A 17779-nucleotide genomic window follows, 5' to 3' on the forward strand; every position below is an offset into this window, starting at 1 on the left:
CTTCCATCAATTTAAGCCTAGGCTAGGGTTGTAACTTAATATTTAACTCATTGTTAATATTAATGTTTGCTTACATTTTTAGTTGTTTTATTGGTTACGCCTTATAAAAGGGAAAAGAAAAAGCGGCAGAATAGGGGACAGTTAAACCGAAAGGCGGATACAAAGAGATAAGTGGCAATTTTTAACATCAGCGAAACTGATAGTGCTAAGTTTTATCGGCAAAGCATCAGCAGTTTCGCTTTAAAGGGGTAAGGTTAGACAATCACTTTTGCATAGCTGGCGCGGTGAATATCTTGCACTTCTACTGAGATTGAGCAGTTTGTAAGTGAAAGACCGCTCAATTTACCTAAAACAGTATTAGATAGCATTGCTTTTTGTTCGCTTGTGCGACCGGATAAAATTTTAAGTGTGACATGCACAAATTTAAGGTCAACAACGCCAGTTTTGTACTGTGAAAATGCTGTTGCTCTTACTTTAATATCGCTGCCCGTCGGTTCAAATAATTCAGACGCTAACGCCCCTTTTTGAACAGCTTCAATTAACATATTGCCATCAATATCATCTGAATGCTCAATTACGCAATGTGGCATTAGATTCTCCTGTATTTGTTTTTTTCATGGGTTTAACGGCCTTGTTAGGTGCTATTTTTATCAATATCGTGACCACAGTTATAACAATTTGAAGATGGTAAACGATATTTGTAAAAACCTTGTATCACTTGATTGCGAAGACATTTTTGGCAGTGATAACCAAAAGCTTTAATTACTAATAGAATACCAAGCATCATGCTACCGATGTAAAACGGGTTAACAAAGAAATTATCAATGCTTGTATGTTGGAATTGGTAGCCTACGATGCATAACACTAACAAACCCAAATATATTTTAAACTGAACACTACGCTTCAATTTTACCTCTCTCGCCAGAGCCAAACGTTAGCAGTCCCGCGCTTAAACAGCTTGTTATATACCATTTACTTACCAGCCTTTATTTTGGGCAACTGAATTTGCAACATGACAAAAGCAGGAATGAGTGGCAAAAACGCTAGCCAAGATAATTCAGAAACAACCCAAAACCAAATGAACCATGATTCTGCAGCAATTAGCAAAAGCAATTTTATGACGCGCCTAAAAAGCATTAGATCGCCCATAGCTGCTAAAGGTAAACCAAAACCTAGCGAGCCGACTAAAACTATAGCTGCATGAATAGACTCAAATTCAGTATTTTGTATAACTGAAAAATAAAATTCGTAGCCATAGCTAAATAGCAAAGGGCTCAATAGACAAAAGATCCAAACAGTGTTCCAGCTAGTATTACGCTGATGCTTAGAGTGGGTTTTATTTTTTTCTTGAAGCTTGCTCAATGCATCCATTTATTAATGCGCTTGTTAGGGTTACTGCGACACTTGATAACCGAATGATTTTACTTGCTGTATTGTGTCATAAACTACTTTGTTTTTGGCTGATTTATCAGCCTGAATTATAACCATAACAGATTCACAAGACTGCTTAACCAATTGATGTTTTGAGCGAAGTAAACTCTCAGAAAACTGTGAGCTACCAATTGTTACTTGGTTATTGTTTGAAATTGACACCCAAACACTTCCTTCGGAAACGGCACCAGTACAAGTAACGATATCAACTGGCTTTTCACTGCAACCGACACAGCCAAAAACAAATATTAAACAAATGAATCGGAATTTTTGCACTTACTTTCCTTGTAACCCTAACGCCTCAATAACCGGCGCGCGCTTTTTGCGCGTCCGGCACCGAAGGTGCGTAGTTAATTGACTTGTTATAAATCATTTTCTAGCAAGGTGCTTCCAATGAAATAAAAATCAAAATTATGGCAAGCTCTTTCTAATTTGGAAGAATCTGTAGTAACCGCCATACTAAATCCGCTAATTTGTTTTAGCTGTGGCCTGCTACCTAAATATGGTAATGCAGGGTTAACTACTTCTAGATTGAACCAAAATGAGCCGTAATGTTCAGTGCGAACAACATACAATGTAGATTTAGGATTTCCTTCATCCGCCCTTACAAGCTTAAGAGATACGCGTTTTCCATTATCCATAGCGTCAAATGAGAACGCATATGGGTATGTGCCATCGTGGCTAGATTCAATGAGAAAAAGTCCAGGAGAGTAATAATTTGAAGGCAACTCATCAGGAAATAAAAAGCCTCCACCTTCATTATAGAAACTAAGGTAATAAACAGGACTATTCATCTTTTTCGCCTCAATACCTTGTTTCCATTTAGGAATTTTTCACCGTCACCAGATTCCCATTTGTGCTGGTCAGAATAGACCTTTGGTCCACCAACAATAGGTCCCCATACGAGATCTTTCGAAAATTTATAGGTTCTAGTTAGCCCTTTGGCTCTTATAATTGAGCGATATTCGATGGCCTGTAATTCCGTCAGACTCTCTATGTCAAAATTCCAGAACTCATCATCATCGAATTGAAACTCAACAACCGATTCACTGTTGTGCATTTGTTTTGCCCATGCTTTTGCAACATGTAAAGCAGTACCCAAGTAGAACCCTTGACCTAATTCTCCTCCCCCCAGAGAGGTATCTACCTTCCCATCGACCAACTCTTCGGCATATTGGTCTGAGGTTCCATGATAAGTAGAGATTTTATCGAAATTACTCATTTCTTCCTTATGATTTATAACGCCGCCATAAGCGGACAAATAATTGTTGGCTACAATGTGAAGCGGAGCGAAACAGAGCCAACTATTACGGTTCCGTTCTTCATGGCTTTGTTATGTGCTGTTACCTTATTTTACCTTGAAGGTTGCTGTTCTTAATATTTGCATTAGGACAATACTTTGAAACTAGAGCTTTTAGAATTATTTCATCTGCATATGTCGCAAGTGGTCCAAGTGTAATTGTCATATTTTCCAATTTCTCGGGGCACATATCTAAATCAATATAATCAACTTCTGTTTTTTTACCATGATAGATAGAATTTATTGCGACATTTGATATTTCAGGGATATTTTCATTGCTATAACCTCCCGTTGGAGGTGGGAAAGCTATCAAAGAATATCGGAACTCTTCTTGAAACTTCCAAATTTTGTTTTTATGTATAGCAACGTTACCTGCCCCTGGCATAGTCATGTGAGCTTTTCCATCAGGCTCTACTTGGATTGCAACTGAATTTTCGTAAATTCCGGTTACATCATCAACATATTCTACCTTTTTACCAAATTGATCTTTACTCAAAAAACTTGGGAGTATGAAATAGGAAGGCGACATCATTTGTTTAAATGTCAAAGGGGACAAAAGGTTTTCATCTAATTCGATATTTAACTCTGGTAAGTCTGACACTTCAGGTTTTCTGTAATGAAAAGGATCCCCATCAAATGTAATACGAACACCTTTCATGTTTGAGGTATACATCTTCCAAAGCGGAATACTTTCCTCTGGACTTAATGTCCAACAGGAAATGTATATAAATGGAGATAAATCATAGCGACCAAAGTTTTCTGACTCTTGGACATCATCCACATTAGTTAGCCTGTTAAAGCGGATTTTTTTTGACTCTAATATTAAAGCGAGAGTTTCTAAGGTTGTGTAATGATGTAAATTCAATGCTGAATCCTTTTAAAGCACATAACGAATGATATGGACTCCCCAACCACTTAGCCACAATGTGCCATAGTGGTAGTTAAACCAAAACGAGGAGAGTCCATATGTCTTTAATTAAAGTTGTTGGCATCGATTTAGCCAAATATGTTTTTAGTATCCATGGGGTTGATGAGCATGGCAAGTGCAAATTGCGTAAAACTATTAAACGAAACAATCTCTTAGCTGAAATTACTAAATTACCACCTTGCTTAATTGGCATGGAAGCATGCTAAAGTGCACATTATTGGGCAAGAGAGTTTACCAAACTCGGTCATACTGTACGCATTATGGCATCTAAGTTTGTTATTCCTTATCGCCAAAGTGAGAAGAATGACGCCAATGATGCTGAAGCCATTTGTGAAGCTGTTGCTCGTCCAAAAACACGTTTTGTTTCCATCAAAAATGAAGAGCAACAAGCGGTGTTGTGTTTGCATCGTATTCGCCAAGGCTTAATAAAAGACCGCACCGCCAGTATAAATCGCTTACGCGGTTTACTTGCTGAGTTTGGTATCGTGATGCCCCAAGGCCGCTATCCAGCACAAAATACCATTTCCAGTATTTTAGAGGACGCTGAAAATGGTTTACCCCAACTTGCTCGTCAACTATTAACCGATGTTTGGCTCAGCATACAAGGGCTTAATCAAGAAATATTAAAATACGACCGAAAACTCTATGCACTATCCAAACAAATGCCTGCTGCTAAATTGCTAATGAGCATTCCAGGCATTGGTGAAGTCACTGCAACCGCTGTTGTTGCGACTGTTAATGATGCAAAGCACTTTAGTTCTAGCCGTCAATTCGCAGCATGGGTTGGCTTAGTGCCCCGACAATACACAACGGGTGGTAATGTTCACTTAGGCCGAATTAGTAAACGCGGTGAAAAGCACATACGAACGTCACTCATCCATGGTGCTCGTGCTGTGATTGCCAACTGTAAATCGAAAACAGACAAAACCAGTTTATGGGTGCAAGGCTTGATTGAAAGACGGGGCTTTAAACGCGCGGTTGTAGCATTGGCTGCAAAAAATGCCCGTTTATTCTGGGCGCTACTGCAATCAGGCAAAGAATATCAGGTTGATTATGTGTGATTTAATTAGCTAAGCGCGGTTCACCAAAACGGTTAACCCCACCGAGTCTCAGCAATAGCAATTGACGATAACACGGTCAGACCGAGAGCGATAAAACCTGTTTAGTCGGGAAGTAGGAAATACTGTCTAACGAATGAGGTCATTGCTCAAGCGCAAATCATCAGGGCGATAGCGTAGCAAAGCTAATAAACGCCGAATGTAGAGCTGCTGTCAGATCTTCTTGTTGTCGAAGACGTCTATTGCTTGACAAAGGGGAGTCCATGTAGCCCTAATAATGGGCAAAAAATTGTTGGCTAAAATGTTGAGGAACGAAAACAGCCAACTGTTTTTTGTCCTTATTTATTAGCTTGTTATGTTGCATTGTGCACTTTAACCTTTTGCCATACAACCAAAATAGCAACACAAACTAATGTTGGTACATATTGAATTGACCACTCGACAACTGTTTGAGCAAATAGATAATTTAGAGTTGTACCTGCCGCGAACGAGATTACGATTACGGTGGCAGTTTGAATTTTATATAGCAAACCGACCCTGCCGCTTTCTTTAATTTGAGTTCGAACGCTTAGCCTGAGTACTACTGAGTAAATGATTAAAATTAGATATAGAAACGCGAACGCAGCCATTTACTCAATACTCCTTTTGCAACATAACAGCTTATTAGTGCGCATTTCGATTTAAGGAAGTTATCCACATCCAGAAAAATCCCGACTAATAAGTTTTTTATTTAATGATTTCCGTAGGTTACCAATAGTTTTTGATGCGAGCAATGTAAAAGTACTGTAGTAAAAACGAGCCATTACTTAATCGAGTATCTATTGGCGCGTTATATATTTTCACTTCAAAACATTTAGTTAATAATATCAGTAAATTACAATTTTAATTTAGATAATCGAGCCAAGAAAAATTTTACATAACGAGCCGTTTGATTGATAAAAACTGAAATACCACATACAACTGTATATATGTACAGTTATATGTGTGGTGCGCTATGGGATATTCTCCATTTATTGAATCTGTAAGGGTTGAGCTAAGAACAAGGCGTTATAGTATTAAAACTGAAAAGGTTTATCTCTTTTGGATAAGATCGTTTATTTTATTTAATGACAAGAGGCATCCAAATGAAATGGGAAATCATGAGATAGAACGATTTTTAAATCATTTAGCCTTAAATCGTCAGGTAAGCCCTGCATCGCAAAATCAAGCGCTATGTGCGCTGATATTCTTATATCGTTATGTTGTAAAAAAAGAAATACGTGGGCTCAATTATTCATTTACAAAAAAAGAGCAAGTGATGCCTACCGTACTTACGCATCAAGAGGCGACCTGTATTATTGACAAAATGAAGGGTGTTCATTGGTTAATTGCTTCTATTTTATACGGTAGTGGGCTTAGAATTAATGAAGCGTTGAGCCTAAGAATAAAAGATCTAGATCTTGAAAATAATATGGTTTTTGTATTTAGAGGGAAAGGGCGCAAAGACAGGTATTCGTTGTTACCAAAATCATTAAACAATGCAATATCCTGTCAAATCGACAAAGTAAAAACGTTACACCAGTTGGATTTAAGTCAAGGTTATGGATTAACGTCATTACCACCTGGGTTAATGCGTAAATATGGTAATGCGATTAAAGACTTTTCTTGGCAATATTTATTCCCTTCCACTACACGATGTGTTCATCCATATGATGGTTATATTTGTCGCCATCATATTCATGGTTCCGCTTTTAGGAAAAAACTTAGAGAGGCCGTACAGTTAGCAGCAATTCCCAAACGTGTGAAGGCGCATACATTCAGGCATTCGTTTGCCACTGAGCTGTTACTGCAAGGCACTGATATTAGAACTGTACAAGAATTACTTGGTCATACTGACTTAAAAACCACAGAAATTTACACGCATGTTGTGGGTACGCGTTTTGGTAATACAAGAAGTCCTATTGATCGTTGAACATTAAAATGAAACCGCATGTTTATTTGTTTTGTGAAAGGATTTAATAAGTGAATAATAAATAAAGGCTAACACGCGTTAGCCTTTATTAGTTTGATGATATTAAGCCGCTTCTAATGCTAATTTTGCTTTTCGTAAACGGTAGTTTTGCCAGCGACGCCATGAAAGCATGACGCCTGTATAAACGAGTAAGCACGCAAGTAGAGAGGCAAGGCCTGCGATGGTTTGGCCGAAGATACCGTATGCTTCGCCCGTGTGTAAAAAGCGAATGTAACTACGGGCTTTGCGATAGGTTGATAAATCATCAAAGGTGAGTATTTGTAATACAGCGCCTGTTTGTGTATCTACCGTTACCGTTAAGCGTTTTTGTGGCTCGCCACCTGTGCCAGTATCAAGGCTAAATGCCAGTTTATCCATTGGCGTTTTTGGTAAGCTAAATTGTGCCTGCTGCCAATCTGGTGTGTGGCCTATGGCGTTTTTAAATAACACATCAAGCGATTGAGCTGTGCCTTGGTTTAAAGGCATTGCTGTAAGCTTCTCTACTTTTGCTTCATTTGAAATCACCTCTTTTAAGGTATTACCCGGCCATTTAAATGAGAAAAAGAACGCTGTTGCAATCACTACCGCCAGTACTGGCGCAAGGTAAATACCGTACACATTATGCCATTGGTAGTCGCGGGCATTAATGTTTGGGTAAGACTTGCCAAACGTAAGCTTTTGTTTAAATGCGCGTTTGTTAAAGCGTTTTGGCAACCATAAATAAAGGCCCGAAAGCACTAATACAAAAAACATAAGATTGGCGATGCCGTTTACCCAACGGCCAGTTTCACTAAAGTTGCCATCGAGTGTGAGCCAGCGGTGAAAGGCGCGTAACTTGCGCATAAAGGTTTTGGTGGCAAGCCCAGGCTCGTCTATTTTTTCACCTGTATAAGGGTTTAAGTAGGCAAGGGTTTTGCGGCCTTCTTTTACTTGTACAAAGGCGTTTTCTTCTTTTCTCAGGGAAATTGTCAGCGGTTTTTCATGGGCCAAGGTCTTGGCAATCTCGCTTAGTGCTGTTAACGACAGTGTATTTGTGTGGTGATTTGCTTGTGGGTAGTCGCTTTTTTCAGCGAAGTGAATAATTTGACGCTCATAAGTTAATAGTGCACCCGTTGCCGACATTAAAAAGATAAATAGGGCAGCTATACAGCCAAAGATCAGGTGTAGCCAAAAAAACGCTTTTCTTATACTCATAGTTTATTGCTCATTGTAACGATAAAAGCGAGCCAACCTTGAGGTTGCTCGCTTTATTTAATGCATTAATTGACGGTTAATGCGTCTTATTTTGTATTAAAGTGACACGCGAACTTCAAAACGGGCAGTACGTGCATCACCAATGGTGACATTGTTTACACCGCCGCCAGCAAGATAATCTTCATCTAATGCATTTTCTATATTGAAGCGGAAGTCGGTGTCTTGTCCACCAATTTGTGTGCTGAAAGTTGCACCTAGATCAAGGCGGTAGTACGCATCTTTAGTAATCGTATTGTCGGCGTCAGCAAAACGCTCACCTTGGTAAATTAAACCCGCATTAAGGGCTAACTTTTCGGTCATTTCGTAACGCGACCAAAGTGATGCTGACCATTTAGGTGCATCCACAGGTGTTTTGCCTTCGTAGTTACTGTCACGCTCGTACTGTGCATCTAGGTACATGGTTGATGCCATTACGAAAAGCGTATCTGTAACAGCACCTTGTGCTGATGCTTCAAAGCCTTTATGGCGCTGCAGGCCAGCTTGGGTTGTGATGGTTTCAAAATTAGGGTCGTCAATCAGCGTTTCACGCACTAATACGCCGCTTTTTTCAATATCAAACACGGCAGTATCAATCATTAAGCGCTCAGACACTTGCCATTTTAAACCAAGCTCTAATTGCTCCGATGTCACTGCATCTAGCTTCATGCCGTGGTTTTTATCGGTTTCGTCATTTAATGTTTCGCTTGAATGTGGCTCAAACCCTTCGGCATAGCTTAGGTAAACTGTTGCATCTGAAATAGGGTGGAAAAGCACACCAAATTTTGGCACAAATGATTCGCTGTCAGCACCTTCTTTGTTTTGTTTGTCAAAACGGCCACCAAGCGATACTTGCCATGTATCGTTAAAGGTAATTAAGTCTTGTAGATAAATACCGTAAAAGTCGTACTCGCTGGTGTAAAGGGTGTCGTCCGTTTTATATGAAATATCTGGGCGCGTTGGTTCTTGGCTGCCAGGTGTGTAATCAACACTTGCAGCTTTAACGCGTAGCTGACCATAGTAATAATCTAGGCTATTTGCGCCAACAAGTAAGTTATGACGAATGCTACCCGTATTAAATTCACCTTTTACATCGAAATACATGGTTTTAAATTGCCAATCATCAAAGCGGTCGTATGGGCGCGACTGATAACTATCACCAGCTACATAATCCGATGGCTTACGCGGCGCAGACTCAAAACGTTGACGCTCAAAGGTTTGCTCGTTGTAACCAAACGTCATTTGCCAGTCATTGTTTAGGTGATAATCGATTTTGGTACCTAGGTTGTTTACGCGAATATCAGTAAATGCCCATGAAAAGTCATAGATATAGTCTTTATCACCAATTACATCACCGTTGCTGTTTAACCAAGCGCCTGTATCAAGGCCAGTTTTGTCATCTGTTTGGTCGTAGTACACATTCACAATCAAGTCGTCAGTAATTGCGTAATCAACCGCAAGGTAACCTAAAAAGCGGTCGCGCTCTCGGTTTTCGCCATTGGCGTATTCACGGTCAAATACCACATCTTGTTTTACTAATACACCGCGGTAATTTAGGTCTTCAATTAAGTTACCGCCAGCATCTAACATAAAACGTGTAGAGCCATTTTGGTCTGCGTCTGCACTGATATCCAAAAGCGACGATGAGGTTGGTTTTTTAGTTACCATATTAACTAAACCACCCGGTGCAGATTGGCCATAAAGCACACTTGATGGGCCTTTAATTACTTCTACACGTGATAGCGTTTCGATAGGTTGCTGGTAGTGTGACCAATGTTGGTGACCATCGCGTAAATAGCCATTTGATGAGCTAAGAGCAAAGCCTCGGGCGTTAAAAACTTCACGGTTACGCTGTTTTGAGCCAGGTGAGAGGCTGGCGTCATTAATTAATACTTCACCTAATGTTGTAGCAAGTTGTTCATCAATAATGGTTTCTGGAATAACGGTAACAGACTGCGCCGTTTCAAGTAGTGATGTATTACCGCGCATTGCGCCAGAGGCATCATCTACTTTGTAATCGTTAAAGTAAGTGCCTTTCACTTCAATAACTTCTAGTTTTTTTTCATCGGCTACAGCGGTTGCTGAAAGTGATAAAAGTGACAGTGTAATTGCTTTGGTAATGTGATTTAACTTCATACTAAACCTAAATATCCCTGAAAAAGTGCGGGCATTTTATAGAAAGATAATTAAAATTGAAATAGCAAATGATAATAATTATCGTTAAGTTTAAAATGTAATCAATTAGGCAATATACCGTTGTTTGGTTTTTAGTGAGTTAAACTTAAGAAATTTAATGGGAAGGGTGTTTTGAAAATATAATATTGTTAGTAACTTAGCTTGAATAGCAGATATATATCAGAGCATCTGTGCCTTTTGCATTTTATTGTTTTAATAAAATGTATTTAAGTAAATTGTCATTCAAATAGTTATTAATAAACACCTGTTGATGGTGAAAATTAATTTTTTGCTGTTTATTTAATCAAAAATGAAGTTGATAAATCTGTTTAAAAGATATTATTGAATACAACAAACACATTAAAGCGCGTTTAATTAAGCGTTTATCAGCGTTTTTAATTACATTATGCTAAAGAAACTGTTACTCACATAATTAATTGCAAGGTCAGACTATGCCCTTAGAACGACACCCGATGTGGCGAGCACCACAACATCATATGGACGTTGAAAACGCACACGATCATGTTCATTGGATAGAGCTTTTTTATGATCTTATTCATGTTGTAATTATATTCTTGCTTGGTAATTTCTTAAGTGATCACCTTAACCTTGCGGGTTTTACTGTTTTTGCAGGGATATTTATTGCTGTGTGGTTTGCTTGGGCCGATTCGAGTGTATTTAATTCACTTTACGTAAGCACTGATGTTAAACATCGCTTGCTTATGTCGAGCCAAATTGTCACCGCAATGGTGATGGCGGCCTCTATTCCTCATATCTTAGATAAAGGTTGGCTCTATTTTGCACTTGCCTACGCAGTTAACCGTTTTATAACGGGCTATTTATTTTATCGAACCAATCGTTTAGGTGTTGAAGAAACGGTGCTTGCCAGCAAAGTGAGCCGCAATTTCTTTTTATTGGCGATAGTATTTGCGATTAGTGCGTTTTTACCAAAGCCGTTTAACTTTGGGTTATTTGCTTTGGGTATTATTAGTATTCAGTTACTTTACATGCTGCCAAAGGTAGGGATACTCGAATGCAGCCGTTTTGTGCCGCGCTTAGGGCATATGGCTGAACGTTTTGCGCTATTACTCTTGATTGTGGTGGGTGAAGGCTTTTTTAAATTAGTTATCACCCTTTCAGAAAAAGGGGTATATAAAGTAAACCCTGAGATATTCGCCAATTTTATTTTTGGTGGGTTTGCTGTATTTGTTTTATGTTGGATTTACTTTGACTTTGTAGGGAATGGTAAGCCGAAAAATACCAAAAAGTGGACACTCGTAAGCTGGTGGATAGCCCATTTATTTTTAATGTTAGCCGCCGTGATGGTGGGTGTGGCGTTGGCTGGCGAAGTTAAAGTAGGGTTTTGGCAGCCCTACCCATTGAAATATGCCGCAGTTGGTTGTGCCGGGCTTGCTTTATATTTAGCGAGTTTATTATGGATACAGTGCACCATTGAAACGCGAATAGCCCATCGCTTTGCAACGCCAAACATTAGGCTGTTTGGTATAGCTTTGGCTATTGGTACATTTTTTATTGTGCCATATGTACCTGCTTTAGTAGGCAACTTATTGTGGGGCACAGCGTTAATTTCGCAAATTGCTATTCCCGTAACGCGCGGTTACCTTGTTCTTTCTAAAGAAGAACAATTAGCGGACGAAAGTGAAATAAAGTCACATTAGTGGCTTTACTTAAAGGTATCTGAGCGCTCAATCACTTCAATGGCATAGCCATCTGGGTCGTTTATAAAAAAGAACTTGGCAACCAGCGCATCGCCATTGTAGAACGATTTTACTTCTTTGGGTTGATAGCCAAGTTCAGAGGCTGTTTGATGGATTGCTTCAATATTCTCTGCGCTTACTGCAAGGTGACCATAGCCATTGCCATGTGTGTAGGGCGTTTTAGTGTCAAAGTTAACGGTTAATTCAAGTTCAAAATCAGATTCATCATTACCAAGATAAATTAAGCAAAAACTATCAAAAGTGATACGGCGTTTTTCTGTTAAGTTGAGAATAGTTTGATAAAATTGCAGTGACTTTGATTCGTCTACTACGCGGATCATGCTGTGAATCATTTTAGCCATGTATTGGAAAACCTTATGTGTGAATTATATGCTCAAGAACCGCAAACATCTTACGACAGCACAAAGCGGTCGATACGTTTACATGGGGTCGTTACGAGCATTTCGTTAGAAAATAAAATGTGGCAAATCTTGGAACAAATTTGTGAAGCCGAAAATGTTACTTTGCCAGAATTTATTGCCACCTTGTATCAAGAGGTTGTTGAGCGTCATGGTAGTGTTAAAAACCTTGCCTCTATGCTGCGTGTAACCTGCTTAACCTTTGCATTAAATAGTAACTGAAAGCCGTTCAAAAAGGGTAGTAACCCATTACTACACTGAGTTTTTTACCGTAAATCACTTGGTTTAACCGCTTAACACTTAGCGCTCTTTCATACCGTGCGTTCGATTAGTCTAGCCCTATTGCTTACTTACTCGGAATTTAACTTATGGAAACGCTTACTTTTTTTGAAGAATTTTTTGCCAATGCAAACCCTGTATTTGTTTTAGGTGTAGCCTTAGTGACGTTGGTGCTTTGGTTTTTACCTGCCATTCTTGCATTCTTCTTAAACCGTAAACATGCAAAAGTGATTACCGTTGCATGTGTACCAGCGGGTTTTTCACTGATTGCTTGGTCAGGTTTATTTCTTTGGGCGGTGACTGGCAAAAGTGTTGAAAGGGTCGTGACTAAATCACGAAAAGAGCAAGTAACACCTGAAAGTAACTAATTTTCACCATTTTAAAAATGCCCTTTTAGTTTTGCATTGTGATTAAAAGGGCAAAGCGCTATTCATTAAACATATTAGAACCCCGCATTAATAGACATTTCTTTTCTAACTTTCGCTATTAAGGCTTGCACTGTAACAAAGTGACTCTCGCTGGCGCATGCGTTTAAACAAGAATGCTTAAATCTCTTAATAACAAATTCAATTTATTTAAACCAAACCCCATGGAGGTGAGTATTGGTTATGGTTAGTAAGAATTTGAATTTCTAAAAAAATTACCTTTAATTATAAGAAAATACTAAGGAGTCGGTATGAGTAATTCGGTACTGGCAAGCGCGATAGAGCGTTTGCATCGCATTGGCGAGCAAGCCAATACATCAAGCCAAGTGATTGAAGCATTAAGTCACCCTCATGCAACCCTTGCGTGTAATTTACCTGTCCGATTAGATAATGGCAGGTTGGCCTATTTTAAAGGTTATCGCTGTCGCTATAATGATATTTTGGGCCCATGCAAAGGGGGTATTCGTTTTCATCAAGCGGTTAATCAAGATGAAGTAGAAGCATTGGCATTTTGGATGACATTAAAGTGCGCTGTTGTGGGTTTACCGCTTGGCGGTGGTAAAGGGGGTGTAACGGTAAATCCAAAAACGCTTTCACCAATGGAACTAGAGCGTTTGTCTCGTGCTTATGTGCGTGCAATGGCTGATTTTATTGGCCCAGATACCGATATTCCGGCACCTGATGTATATACCAATGCCCGCATTATGGGCTGGATGATGGATGAATATGAAAAAATCACGCGCAGTAAAGCGCCTGCGGTGATCACAGGTAAGCCTATCTCTTTAGGTGGTAGTTTAGGGCGTGAAAGCGCAACTGGCCGCGGCGCCTTTATTTGTACGCAAATGCTAGTGAAAAAATTAGGGTTAAAACCAAGCGAACTGACCGTTGCGATTCAAGGTTTTGGTAATGGTGGTTATCACTGTGCAAAATTACTTCAGCAAGCGGGATTTAATATTGTTGCCATTAGTGATTCGCAAGGCGGCATCTACCGCGCTGAAGGGCTTGATGTTGATAGTATTTATCAAGAAAAACAGCGCAGTAAAAAGTTAACAGCGGTTTACTGTAATCAATCCGTGCGTGAGACGCTTGAATTTAAACACATTAGTAATGAAGAGCTGATCACAATGGATGTGGATATTTTGATCCCAGCGGCACTGGATGGGGTGATAACACAAAATAATGCAAACGAGGTTAAGGCAAAATACATTGTTGAAATAGCAAATGGCCCTGTTGAGAGTGATGCTGACAGCTTACTTCAAGCCAATAATGTCACAATTGTGCCCGATATTTTGGCTAACTCAGGTGGTGTTATTGTGAGTTATTTTGAATGGCTGCAAAACCGCCAAGGTGAACAATGGACACTTGATAAAGTAGAAGAAAAACTGCACCAAAAGCTTGAAAAGGCCTTTGAAAATGCATGGCAGATTTATACTGAGAAAGGCATTTCACTAAGGGACAGTGTTTACAATGTGGCGCTGGTGGCATTAACCGAAGCAATAGAAGCGCATGGCACAACTGATTATTTTAATGCGCAATCGAATCGTTAAAGAAAGTACACTTGTATAAAAAGAGCAGCTTAAGCTGCTCTTTTTGTGTGACGTTTTTTATAAATTATTGTTTGCTTTTCACATAGTCATCAACAATCCGCGCCAAAATATCCAGAGGTACGGCACCATTTTTAAGCACCACATCATGAAACTCAGCCAAATCGAACTTATCACCTAGCGTTTGTTTGGCGTTTTCACGAATTTCTAAGATTTTCATCATACCGACTTTATAGGCGGTTGCTTGGCCTGGCATCACAATATAACGCTCTATTTCAGAGGTAACATCTGACTCTGCCATGCCGGTATTCTTAAGCATATAGTCAATAGCTTCTTCACGTGTCCAACGTTTATGGTGAATACCGGTATCGACTACTAAGCGTACTGCTCTGAAAAGCTCTGCTTGTAAGCGGCCAATATTATCGTATGGATCGTTTTGAAAACCTAGCTCCCACGCAACTTGTTCAGCATAAAGTGCCCAGCCTTCAGTGTAAGCAGTAAATGGCGACATGCGTCTAAAGAGCGGCAAGCCTTCAGCTTCCATTCCAATGGCAATTTGAAAATGGTGGCCTGGAATACCTTCGTGGTAGGCGAGGGTGCGCATTGAGTATTTAGGGGTGGCTTTAATATCGTATAAATTGGCAAAAAATAACCCAGGGCGTGAACCATCAATAGCGGGCTGTTGATAATAGGCACCCGGTGCGGTTTTTTCTTTAAATTCAGGGATGCGACGCACTTTCATACCTGCTTTTGGTCGAATATTAAACGCGCCATCAAGTCCTTGGTCAATCTCATCTAGGATGGTTTGATAGTCCGCTAAAATTTGTTCGCGACCTTCATCGGTATCAGGATAATAAAAACGCTCATCGGCTTTTAACGCTTCAATAGCCGTGCTAAAGCCAAGGCTGGTATCAAATCCTTCGCTATTTAAAATTGTGAGAATTTCTCCCTGAATTCGTGCAACTTCATTTAACCCTGTTTGATGAATAAAATCGGCAGTGTAGTTGGTGGTAGTGAAAAATTTAAGTGAGCTGGCATAAGCTTTATCACCATTTGGTAACTTCCAAAAGCCATCATCGGTTGTGGCTTTATCGCGAAGTGCGCTAAAGTAATCGATAAACAGCTGATAAGCAGGGTGCACAGATTCTGTCATTGCATTTTCAACGTCAGCAAGGATCTTCGCTTGAGTTTGGTCGTCAAAAACCGCACTGCCACTTTCTGCTGCTTTATTCATTTTATCTTGCAATGAGGTGTAAAGAATATTCTCATTGATTGGGGTTGCAACAAAGGTGGTCATTTCGTCAAGTACGCGGTCAATTACAAAACGCGGTGGAATAATGTTTTTTTCTTCTCGTAATTTTAGCCCCTCTAAGCTTTGGCTAAACTTGCGTTTAACTTGGTTTAAACGGCTAATGTAGTTATTAGCATCTTCAACCGAATTAACTTGGTGCTGCGCATCCATAAAACTTGGGAAACCGTTTTGAATGCCAAATAATTGGTTTACCGGATAACTGTGGTAGCGAAACTCGGTGGCATCAACAGCAAAATCAAGTAAATAGAGCGCAATCTCTTTCGACATTTGATCAGATTTGTCGAGTTCGCTGTCGTCATATTGCAGTACACCTTGTCTAATTTCGGGTAACAGGGCGAACATTTCGTCGTCTTTAGCAAGGCTTGCATCATCAAGCTCTGCATTGTGGCTGTTAAAGCCTAAACTTTCTAAAAAACCAAGCGAGGTAAGGGTTTCTGGGCTGTCAAAGGCCATTTTTACCATAGTACGGTCAACGTACGATTTAAATCGCAATGGCTTTTTGGCGTACCATTCATGGGCAACAAATGCCCCTGCTAAAAATGCCAGTAATAAAATACTCAGCACTAGCCACTTTATTATTTTTTTAATCATTGGGCTTCCATATAAGTTGTTGTTTGCATCCCTTGCTATGATACCGATATTCGTCAAATTAACAATTTATTAACCTTGAATAATGGTAAAGAAGTGTGTGCTTAAGATATACAAGTTAACTCTTTACCCTTAGAATTCATTTGCTTGAAAGATTATTTATTTAGGAGACAGCTTGAAAGCATCAAGGTTTATCAAAATGATTGTTTGGCTATTTAGCTTGCTTTTAACCAACACCTCAATGGCTAATCAAGTTTTAAATAACATTCCTGAAAACTACAACAAAGCAAGTAAGTTTGTGTTTTATTCGCACGGGTTCATTGTTGAAGGGGATAATCCAATGCCAATAGAAACCAAACATGGTTGGGGGGTGTATGATTTTCCGGGTATCAAACAAGCGCTTTCGGATGCACGGTATACCTTGGTTGCAACGCATCGCAAAAAGAATACGGATCCTTTTGTATATGCCAAACAGTTAAGCGAAGACATACGCAGCCTAGTTAAAAATGGCGTAAAACCAACACATATTACCCTTGTTGGTTTTTCAAGAGGCGCCTTTATTACAGGGCTTACCTCACATTACTTACAGGATATTGGTGTTAATACCATTTTACTGGCTGGTTGTGGGCGCTTGATTTCAAGTAAACACAGCGATATTCAAGTGTATGGCGATGTGTTGTCAGTTTACGAGAAAAGTGATGCTGCAAAGTCGTGTGCTAAATTAAAAGCTAAAAGTACGGCGTTAACGTCATTTGAGGAAATTGAGATTAATACAGGGCTTTCACATGGTGCATTTTACACCCCAAGTGATGAATGGCTTGTTCCAGTAAAAAATTGGATCGCTGCTAAAATGAATTTGGGATAACAACAATTTAGTTATCCCTTTGACTTAATTGCTGAATTCTTCTTTGAGATCTTCTGAGGTAAAATTGGTTTTGAAACTAAAAGCAGAGGGTGTATCGCCTTGGCTACGTAATTGCGAGAGGCGCGCTATGCCTTCTTCGACTGATGGAATATGACCATCTTCCACCCACCATAGCACGTAGTTATCTTCATTTAGCTTTTCAAACCACTCATTTTTGCGGCGCATAAAATCGCGGTGATGGGTGCGAAACATAAAGTTTTTTAAGCTATCGACATTTTGCCAAACAGACATATTGACGAGCATATTGGGGTTTTCAAATGCTTGAATATTGGTCGCATCGCCAGAGTCATCTTTCAGGCGCCAAATAAAGCCTTCACTGTTTTCAGCGAGTGCATTCACCTTATCTAGGTTATCAACAAAGTCTTTTATTTCAGGTGCATCAAGTGCGTATTTTGCAAGCGCGATATTGAGTTGAGCTAATTGCATAGTCATCCTTTGCGAGAACTTACGGAAAAAC

General features: G+C 39.6%; 19 protein-coding genes and 1 pseudogene. 7 read left to right on the forward strand and 13 right to left on the reverse strand.

Translation table 11 applies throughout. The features are described 5' to 3' along the window. Positions 1 to 254: 254 nt before the first annotated feature. From AAEU29_RS16950 to AAEU29_RS16980, 7 genes are all read right to left on the reverse strand, one after another. Positions 255 to 590 carry a 5-carboxymethyl-2-hydroxymuconate Delta-isomerase gene (locus AAEU29_RS16950; protein ID WP_421974412.1) on the reverse strand — a complete coding sequence of 112 codons (336 nt, stop codon included), beginning with the start codon at positions 588 to 590 and terminating at the stop codon, positions 255 to 257. A 44-nt stretch (positions 591 to 634) separates the two neighbouring features. Continuing rightward, positions 635 to 865, reverse strand: a complete 231-nt coding sequence (locus tag AAEU29_RS16955; protein WP_421974413.1) for a hypothetical protein — start codon at positions 863 to 865, stop codon at positions 635 to 637. A gap of 107 nt (positions 866 to 972) precedes the next feature. Then, positions 973 to 1371: a hypothetical protein gene (locus AAEU29_RS16960; protein WP_421974414.1), complete on the reverse strand. Its 399-nt coding sequence runs from the start codon at positions 1369 to 1371 to the stop codon at positions 973 to 975. Positions 1372 to 1392: 21 nt separating this feature from the next. Then, positions 1393 to 1707 carry a hypothetical protein gene (locus AAEU29_RS16965; RefSeq protein ID WP_421974415.1) on the reverse strand — a complete coding sequence of 105 codons (315 nt, stop codon included), beginning with the start codon at positions 1705 to 1707 and terminating at the stop codon, positions 1393 to 1395. A gap of 86 nt (positions 1708 to 1793) precedes the next feature. After that, positions 1794 to 2225 carry a hypothetical protein gene (locus tag AAEU29_RS16970; RefSeq protein WP_421974416.1) on the reverse strand — a complete coding sequence of 144 codons (432 nt, stop codon included), beginning with the start codon at positions 2223 to 2225 and terminating at the stop codon, positions 1794 to 1796. Further along, on the reverse strand, positions 2222 to 2653 hold the full coding sequence (locus AAEU29_RS16975) for a hypothetical protein (protein ID WP_421974417.1): 432 nt from the start codon (positions 2651 to 2653) through the stop codon (positions 2222 to 2224). Before AAEU29_RS16975 ends, AAEU29_RS16970 begins: the two co-directional genes overlap by 4 nt. A 121-nt stretch (positions 2654 to 2774) precedes the next feature. Then, a complete protein-coding gene (locus tag AAEU29_RS16980) occupies positions 2775 to 3596 on the reverse strand; it encodes a DUF2971 domain-containing protein (protein WP_421974418.1) in 822 nt (273 codons plus the stop codon). A 101-nt stretch (positions 3597 to 3697) separates the two neighbouring features. Here AAEU29_RS16980 and AAEU29_RS16985 point away from each other — a divergent pair. Next, positions 3698 to 4720: pseudogene (locus tag AAEU29_RS16985) on the forward strand (IS110 family RNA-guided transposase). A 350-nt stretch (positions 4721 to 5070) separates the two neighbouring features. Here the strand turns inward: AAEU29_RS16985 and AAEU29_RS16990 are convergent. Next, positions 5071 to 5346: a hypothetical protein gene (locus tag AAEU29_RS16990; protein WP_421974419.1), complete on the reverse strand. Its 276-nt coding sequence runs from the start codon at positions 5344 to 5346 to the stop codon at positions 5071 to 5073. Positions 5347 to 5711: 365 nt separating this feature from the next. On the opposite strand from AAEU29_RS16990, the gene AAEU29_RS16995 reads away from it, so the two are divergent. After that, a complete protein-coding gene (locus AAEU29_RS16995) occupies positions 5712 to 6668 on the forward strand; it encodes an integron integrase (RefSeq protein ID WP_421974420.1) in 957 nt (318 codons plus the stop codon). A 102-nt stretch (positions 6669 to 6770) separates the two neighbouring features. Here the strand turns inward: AAEU29_RS16995 and AAEU29_RS17000 are convergent, their stop codons facing one another. Beyond that, entirely contained in the window at positions 6771 to 7901 is a 1131-nt protein-coding gene (locus tag AAEU29_RS17000; protein WP_421974421.1) for a PepSY-associated TM helix domain-containing protein, read from the reverse strand. Between the two features lie 96 nt (positions 7902 to 7997). Further along, positions 7998 to 10073 (reverse strand): TonB-dependent receptor, encoded by a 2076-nt coding sequence (locus AAEU29_RS17005; protein WP_421974422.1) that lies wholly within the window; start codon positions 10071 to 10073, stop codon positions 7998 to 8000. A 491-nt stretch (positions 10074 to 10564) separates the two neighbouring features. Between AAEU29_RS17005 and AAEU29_RS17010 the strand changes: the two genes are divergently transcribed. Then, the gene (locus AAEU29_RS17010) at positions 10565 to 11791 is read left to right on the forward strand and encodes a low temperature requirement protein A (protein WP_421974423.1); all 1227 of its coding nucleotides are present in this window, start codon (positions 10565 to 10567) and stop codon (positions 11789 to 11791) included. Between the two features lie 5 nt (positions 11792 to 11796). On the opposite strand, the gene AAEU29_RS17015 is transcribed toward AAEU29_RS17010, so the two are convergent. Beyond that, positions 11797 to 12192 (reverse strand): VOC family protein, encoded by a 396-nt coding sequence (locus AAEU29_RS17015; protein WP_421974424.1) that lies wholly within the window; start codon positions 12190 to 12192, stop codon positions 11797 to 11799. Positions 12193 to 12207: 15 nt separating this feature from the next. Here AAEU29_RS17015 and AAEU29_RS17020 point away from each other — a divergent pair, with 15 nt between their 5' ends. The 3 genes from AAEU29_RS17020 to AAEU29_RS17030 all read left to right on the forward strand — a co-directional run bounded on the left by AAEU29_RS17020 (position 12208) and on the right by AAEU29_RS17030 (position 14500). Continuing rightward, positions 12208 to 12471, forward strand: coding sequence for a ribbon-helix-helix domain-containing protein (locus AAEU29_RS17020; protein WP_421974425.1), 264 nt, complete (start codon positions 12208 to 12210; stop codon positions 12469 to 12471). Positions 12472 to 12617: 146 nt separating this feature from the next. Beyond that, positions 12618 to 12896, forward strand: coding sequence for a superinfection immunity protein (locus tag AAEU29_RS17025; protein WP_274761420.1), 279 nt, complete (start codon positions 12618 to 12620; stop codon positions 12894 to 12896). A 308-nt stretch (positions 12897 to 13204) separates the two neighbouring features. After that, positions 13205 to 14500, forward strand: a complete 1296-nt coding sequence (locus AAEU29_RS17030) for a Glu/Leu/Phe/Val family dehydrogenase (RefSeq protein ID WP_421974426.1) — start codon at positions 13205 to 13207, stop codon at positions 14498 to 14500. A 64-nt stretch (positions 14501 to 14564) separates the two neighbouring features. Here the strand turns inward: AAEU29_RS17030 and AAEU29_RS17035 are convergent, their stop codons facing one another. Then, on the reverse strand, positions 14565 to 16400 hold the full coding sequence (locus AAEU29_RS17035) for a DUF885 domain-containing protein (protein ID WP_421974427.1): 1836 nt from the start codon (positions 16398 to 16400) through the stop codon (positions 14565 to 14567). A gap of 172 nt (positions 16401 to 16572) precedes the next feature. Between AAEU29_RS17035 and AAEU29_RS17040 the strand changes: the two genes are divergently transcribed. Beyond that, a complete protein-coding gene (locus AAEU29_RS17040; RefSeq protein ID WP_421974428.1) occupies positions 16573 to 17262 on the forward strand; it encodes an alpha/beta hydrolase in 690 nt (229 codons plus the stop codon). Between the two features lie 24 nt (positions 17263 to 17286). Here AAEU29_RS17040 and AAEU29_RS17045 read toward each other — a convergent pair whose 3' ends face one another. Next, positions 17287 to 17748, reverse strand: coding sequence for a DUF3291 domain-containing protein (locus AAEU29_RS17045; protein WP_421974429.1), 462 nt, complete (start codon positions 17746 to 17748; stop codon positions 17287 to 17289). Between the last annotated feature and the right edge of the window lie 31 nt (positions 17749 to 17779).

Origin of the sequence: Pseudoalteromonas aquimarina (assembly GCF_049257255.1) — a bacterium.
Classification (GTDB): Bacteria; Pseudomonadota; Gammaproteobacteria; order Enterobacterales; family Alteromonadaceae; genus Pseudoalteromonas.

Coding starts and splice junctions, on each gene's coding strand:
- AAEU29_RS17025 (WP_274761420.1), top strand. CDS start 12,618: ATGGAAACGCTTACTTTTTTTGAAGAATTTTTTGCCAATGCAAACCCT.
- AAEU29_RS17045 (WP_421974429.1), bottom strand. CDS start 17,748: ATGCAATTAGCTCAACTCAATATCGCGCTTGCAAAATACGCACTTGAT.
- AAEU29_RS16990 (WP_421974419.1), bottom strand. CDS start 5,346: ATGGCTGCGTTCGCGTTTCTATATCTAATTTTAATCATTTACTCAGTA.
- AAEU29_RS17020 (WP_421974425.1), top strand. CDS start 12,208: ATGTGTGAATTATATGCTCAAGAACCGCAAACATCTTACGACAGCACA.
- AAEU29_RS17035 (WP_421974427.1), bottom strand. CDS start 16,400: ATGATTAAAAAAATAATAAAGTGGCTAGTGCTGAGTATTTTATTACTG.
- AAEU29_RS17005 (WP_421974422.1), bottom strand. CDS start 10,073: ATGAAGTTAAATCACATTACCAAAGCAATTACACTGTCACTTTTATCA.
- AAEU29_RS16970 (WP_421974416.1), bottom strand. CDS start 2,225: ATGAATAGTCCTGTTTATTACCTTAGTTTCTATAATGAAGGTGGAGGC.
- AAEU29_RS17010 (WP_421974423.1), top strand. CDS start 10,565: ATGCCCTTAGAACGACACCCGATGTGGCGAGCACCACAACATCATATG.
- AAEU29_RS16995 (WP_421974420.1), top strand. CDS start 5,712: ATGGGATATTCTCCATTTATTGAATCTGTAAGGGTTGAGCTAAGAACA.
- AAEU29_RS16960 (WP_421974414.1), bottom strand. CDS start 1,371: ATGGATGCATTGAGCAAGCTTCAAGAAAAAAATAAAACCCACTCTAAG.
- AAEU29_RS17030 (WP_421974426.1), top strand. CDS start 13,205: ATGAGTAATTCGGTACTGGCAAGCGCGATAGAGCGTTTGCATCGCATT.
- AAEU29_RS16950 (WP_421974412.1), bottom strand. CDS start 590: ATGCCACATTGCGTAATTGAGCATTCAGATGATATTGATGGCAATATG.
- AAEU29_RS17015 (WP_421974424.1), bottom strand. CDS start 12,192: ATGGCTAAAATGATTCACAGCATGATCCGCGTAGTAGACGAATCAAAG.
- AAEU29_RS17000 (WP_421974421.1), bottom strand. CDS start 7,901: ATGAGTATAAGAAAAGCGTTTTTTTGGCTACACCTGATCTTTGGCTGT.
- AAEU29_RS16975 (WP_421974417.1), bottom strand. CDS start 2,653: ATGAGTAATTTCGATAAAATCTCTACTTATCATGGAACCTCAGACCAA.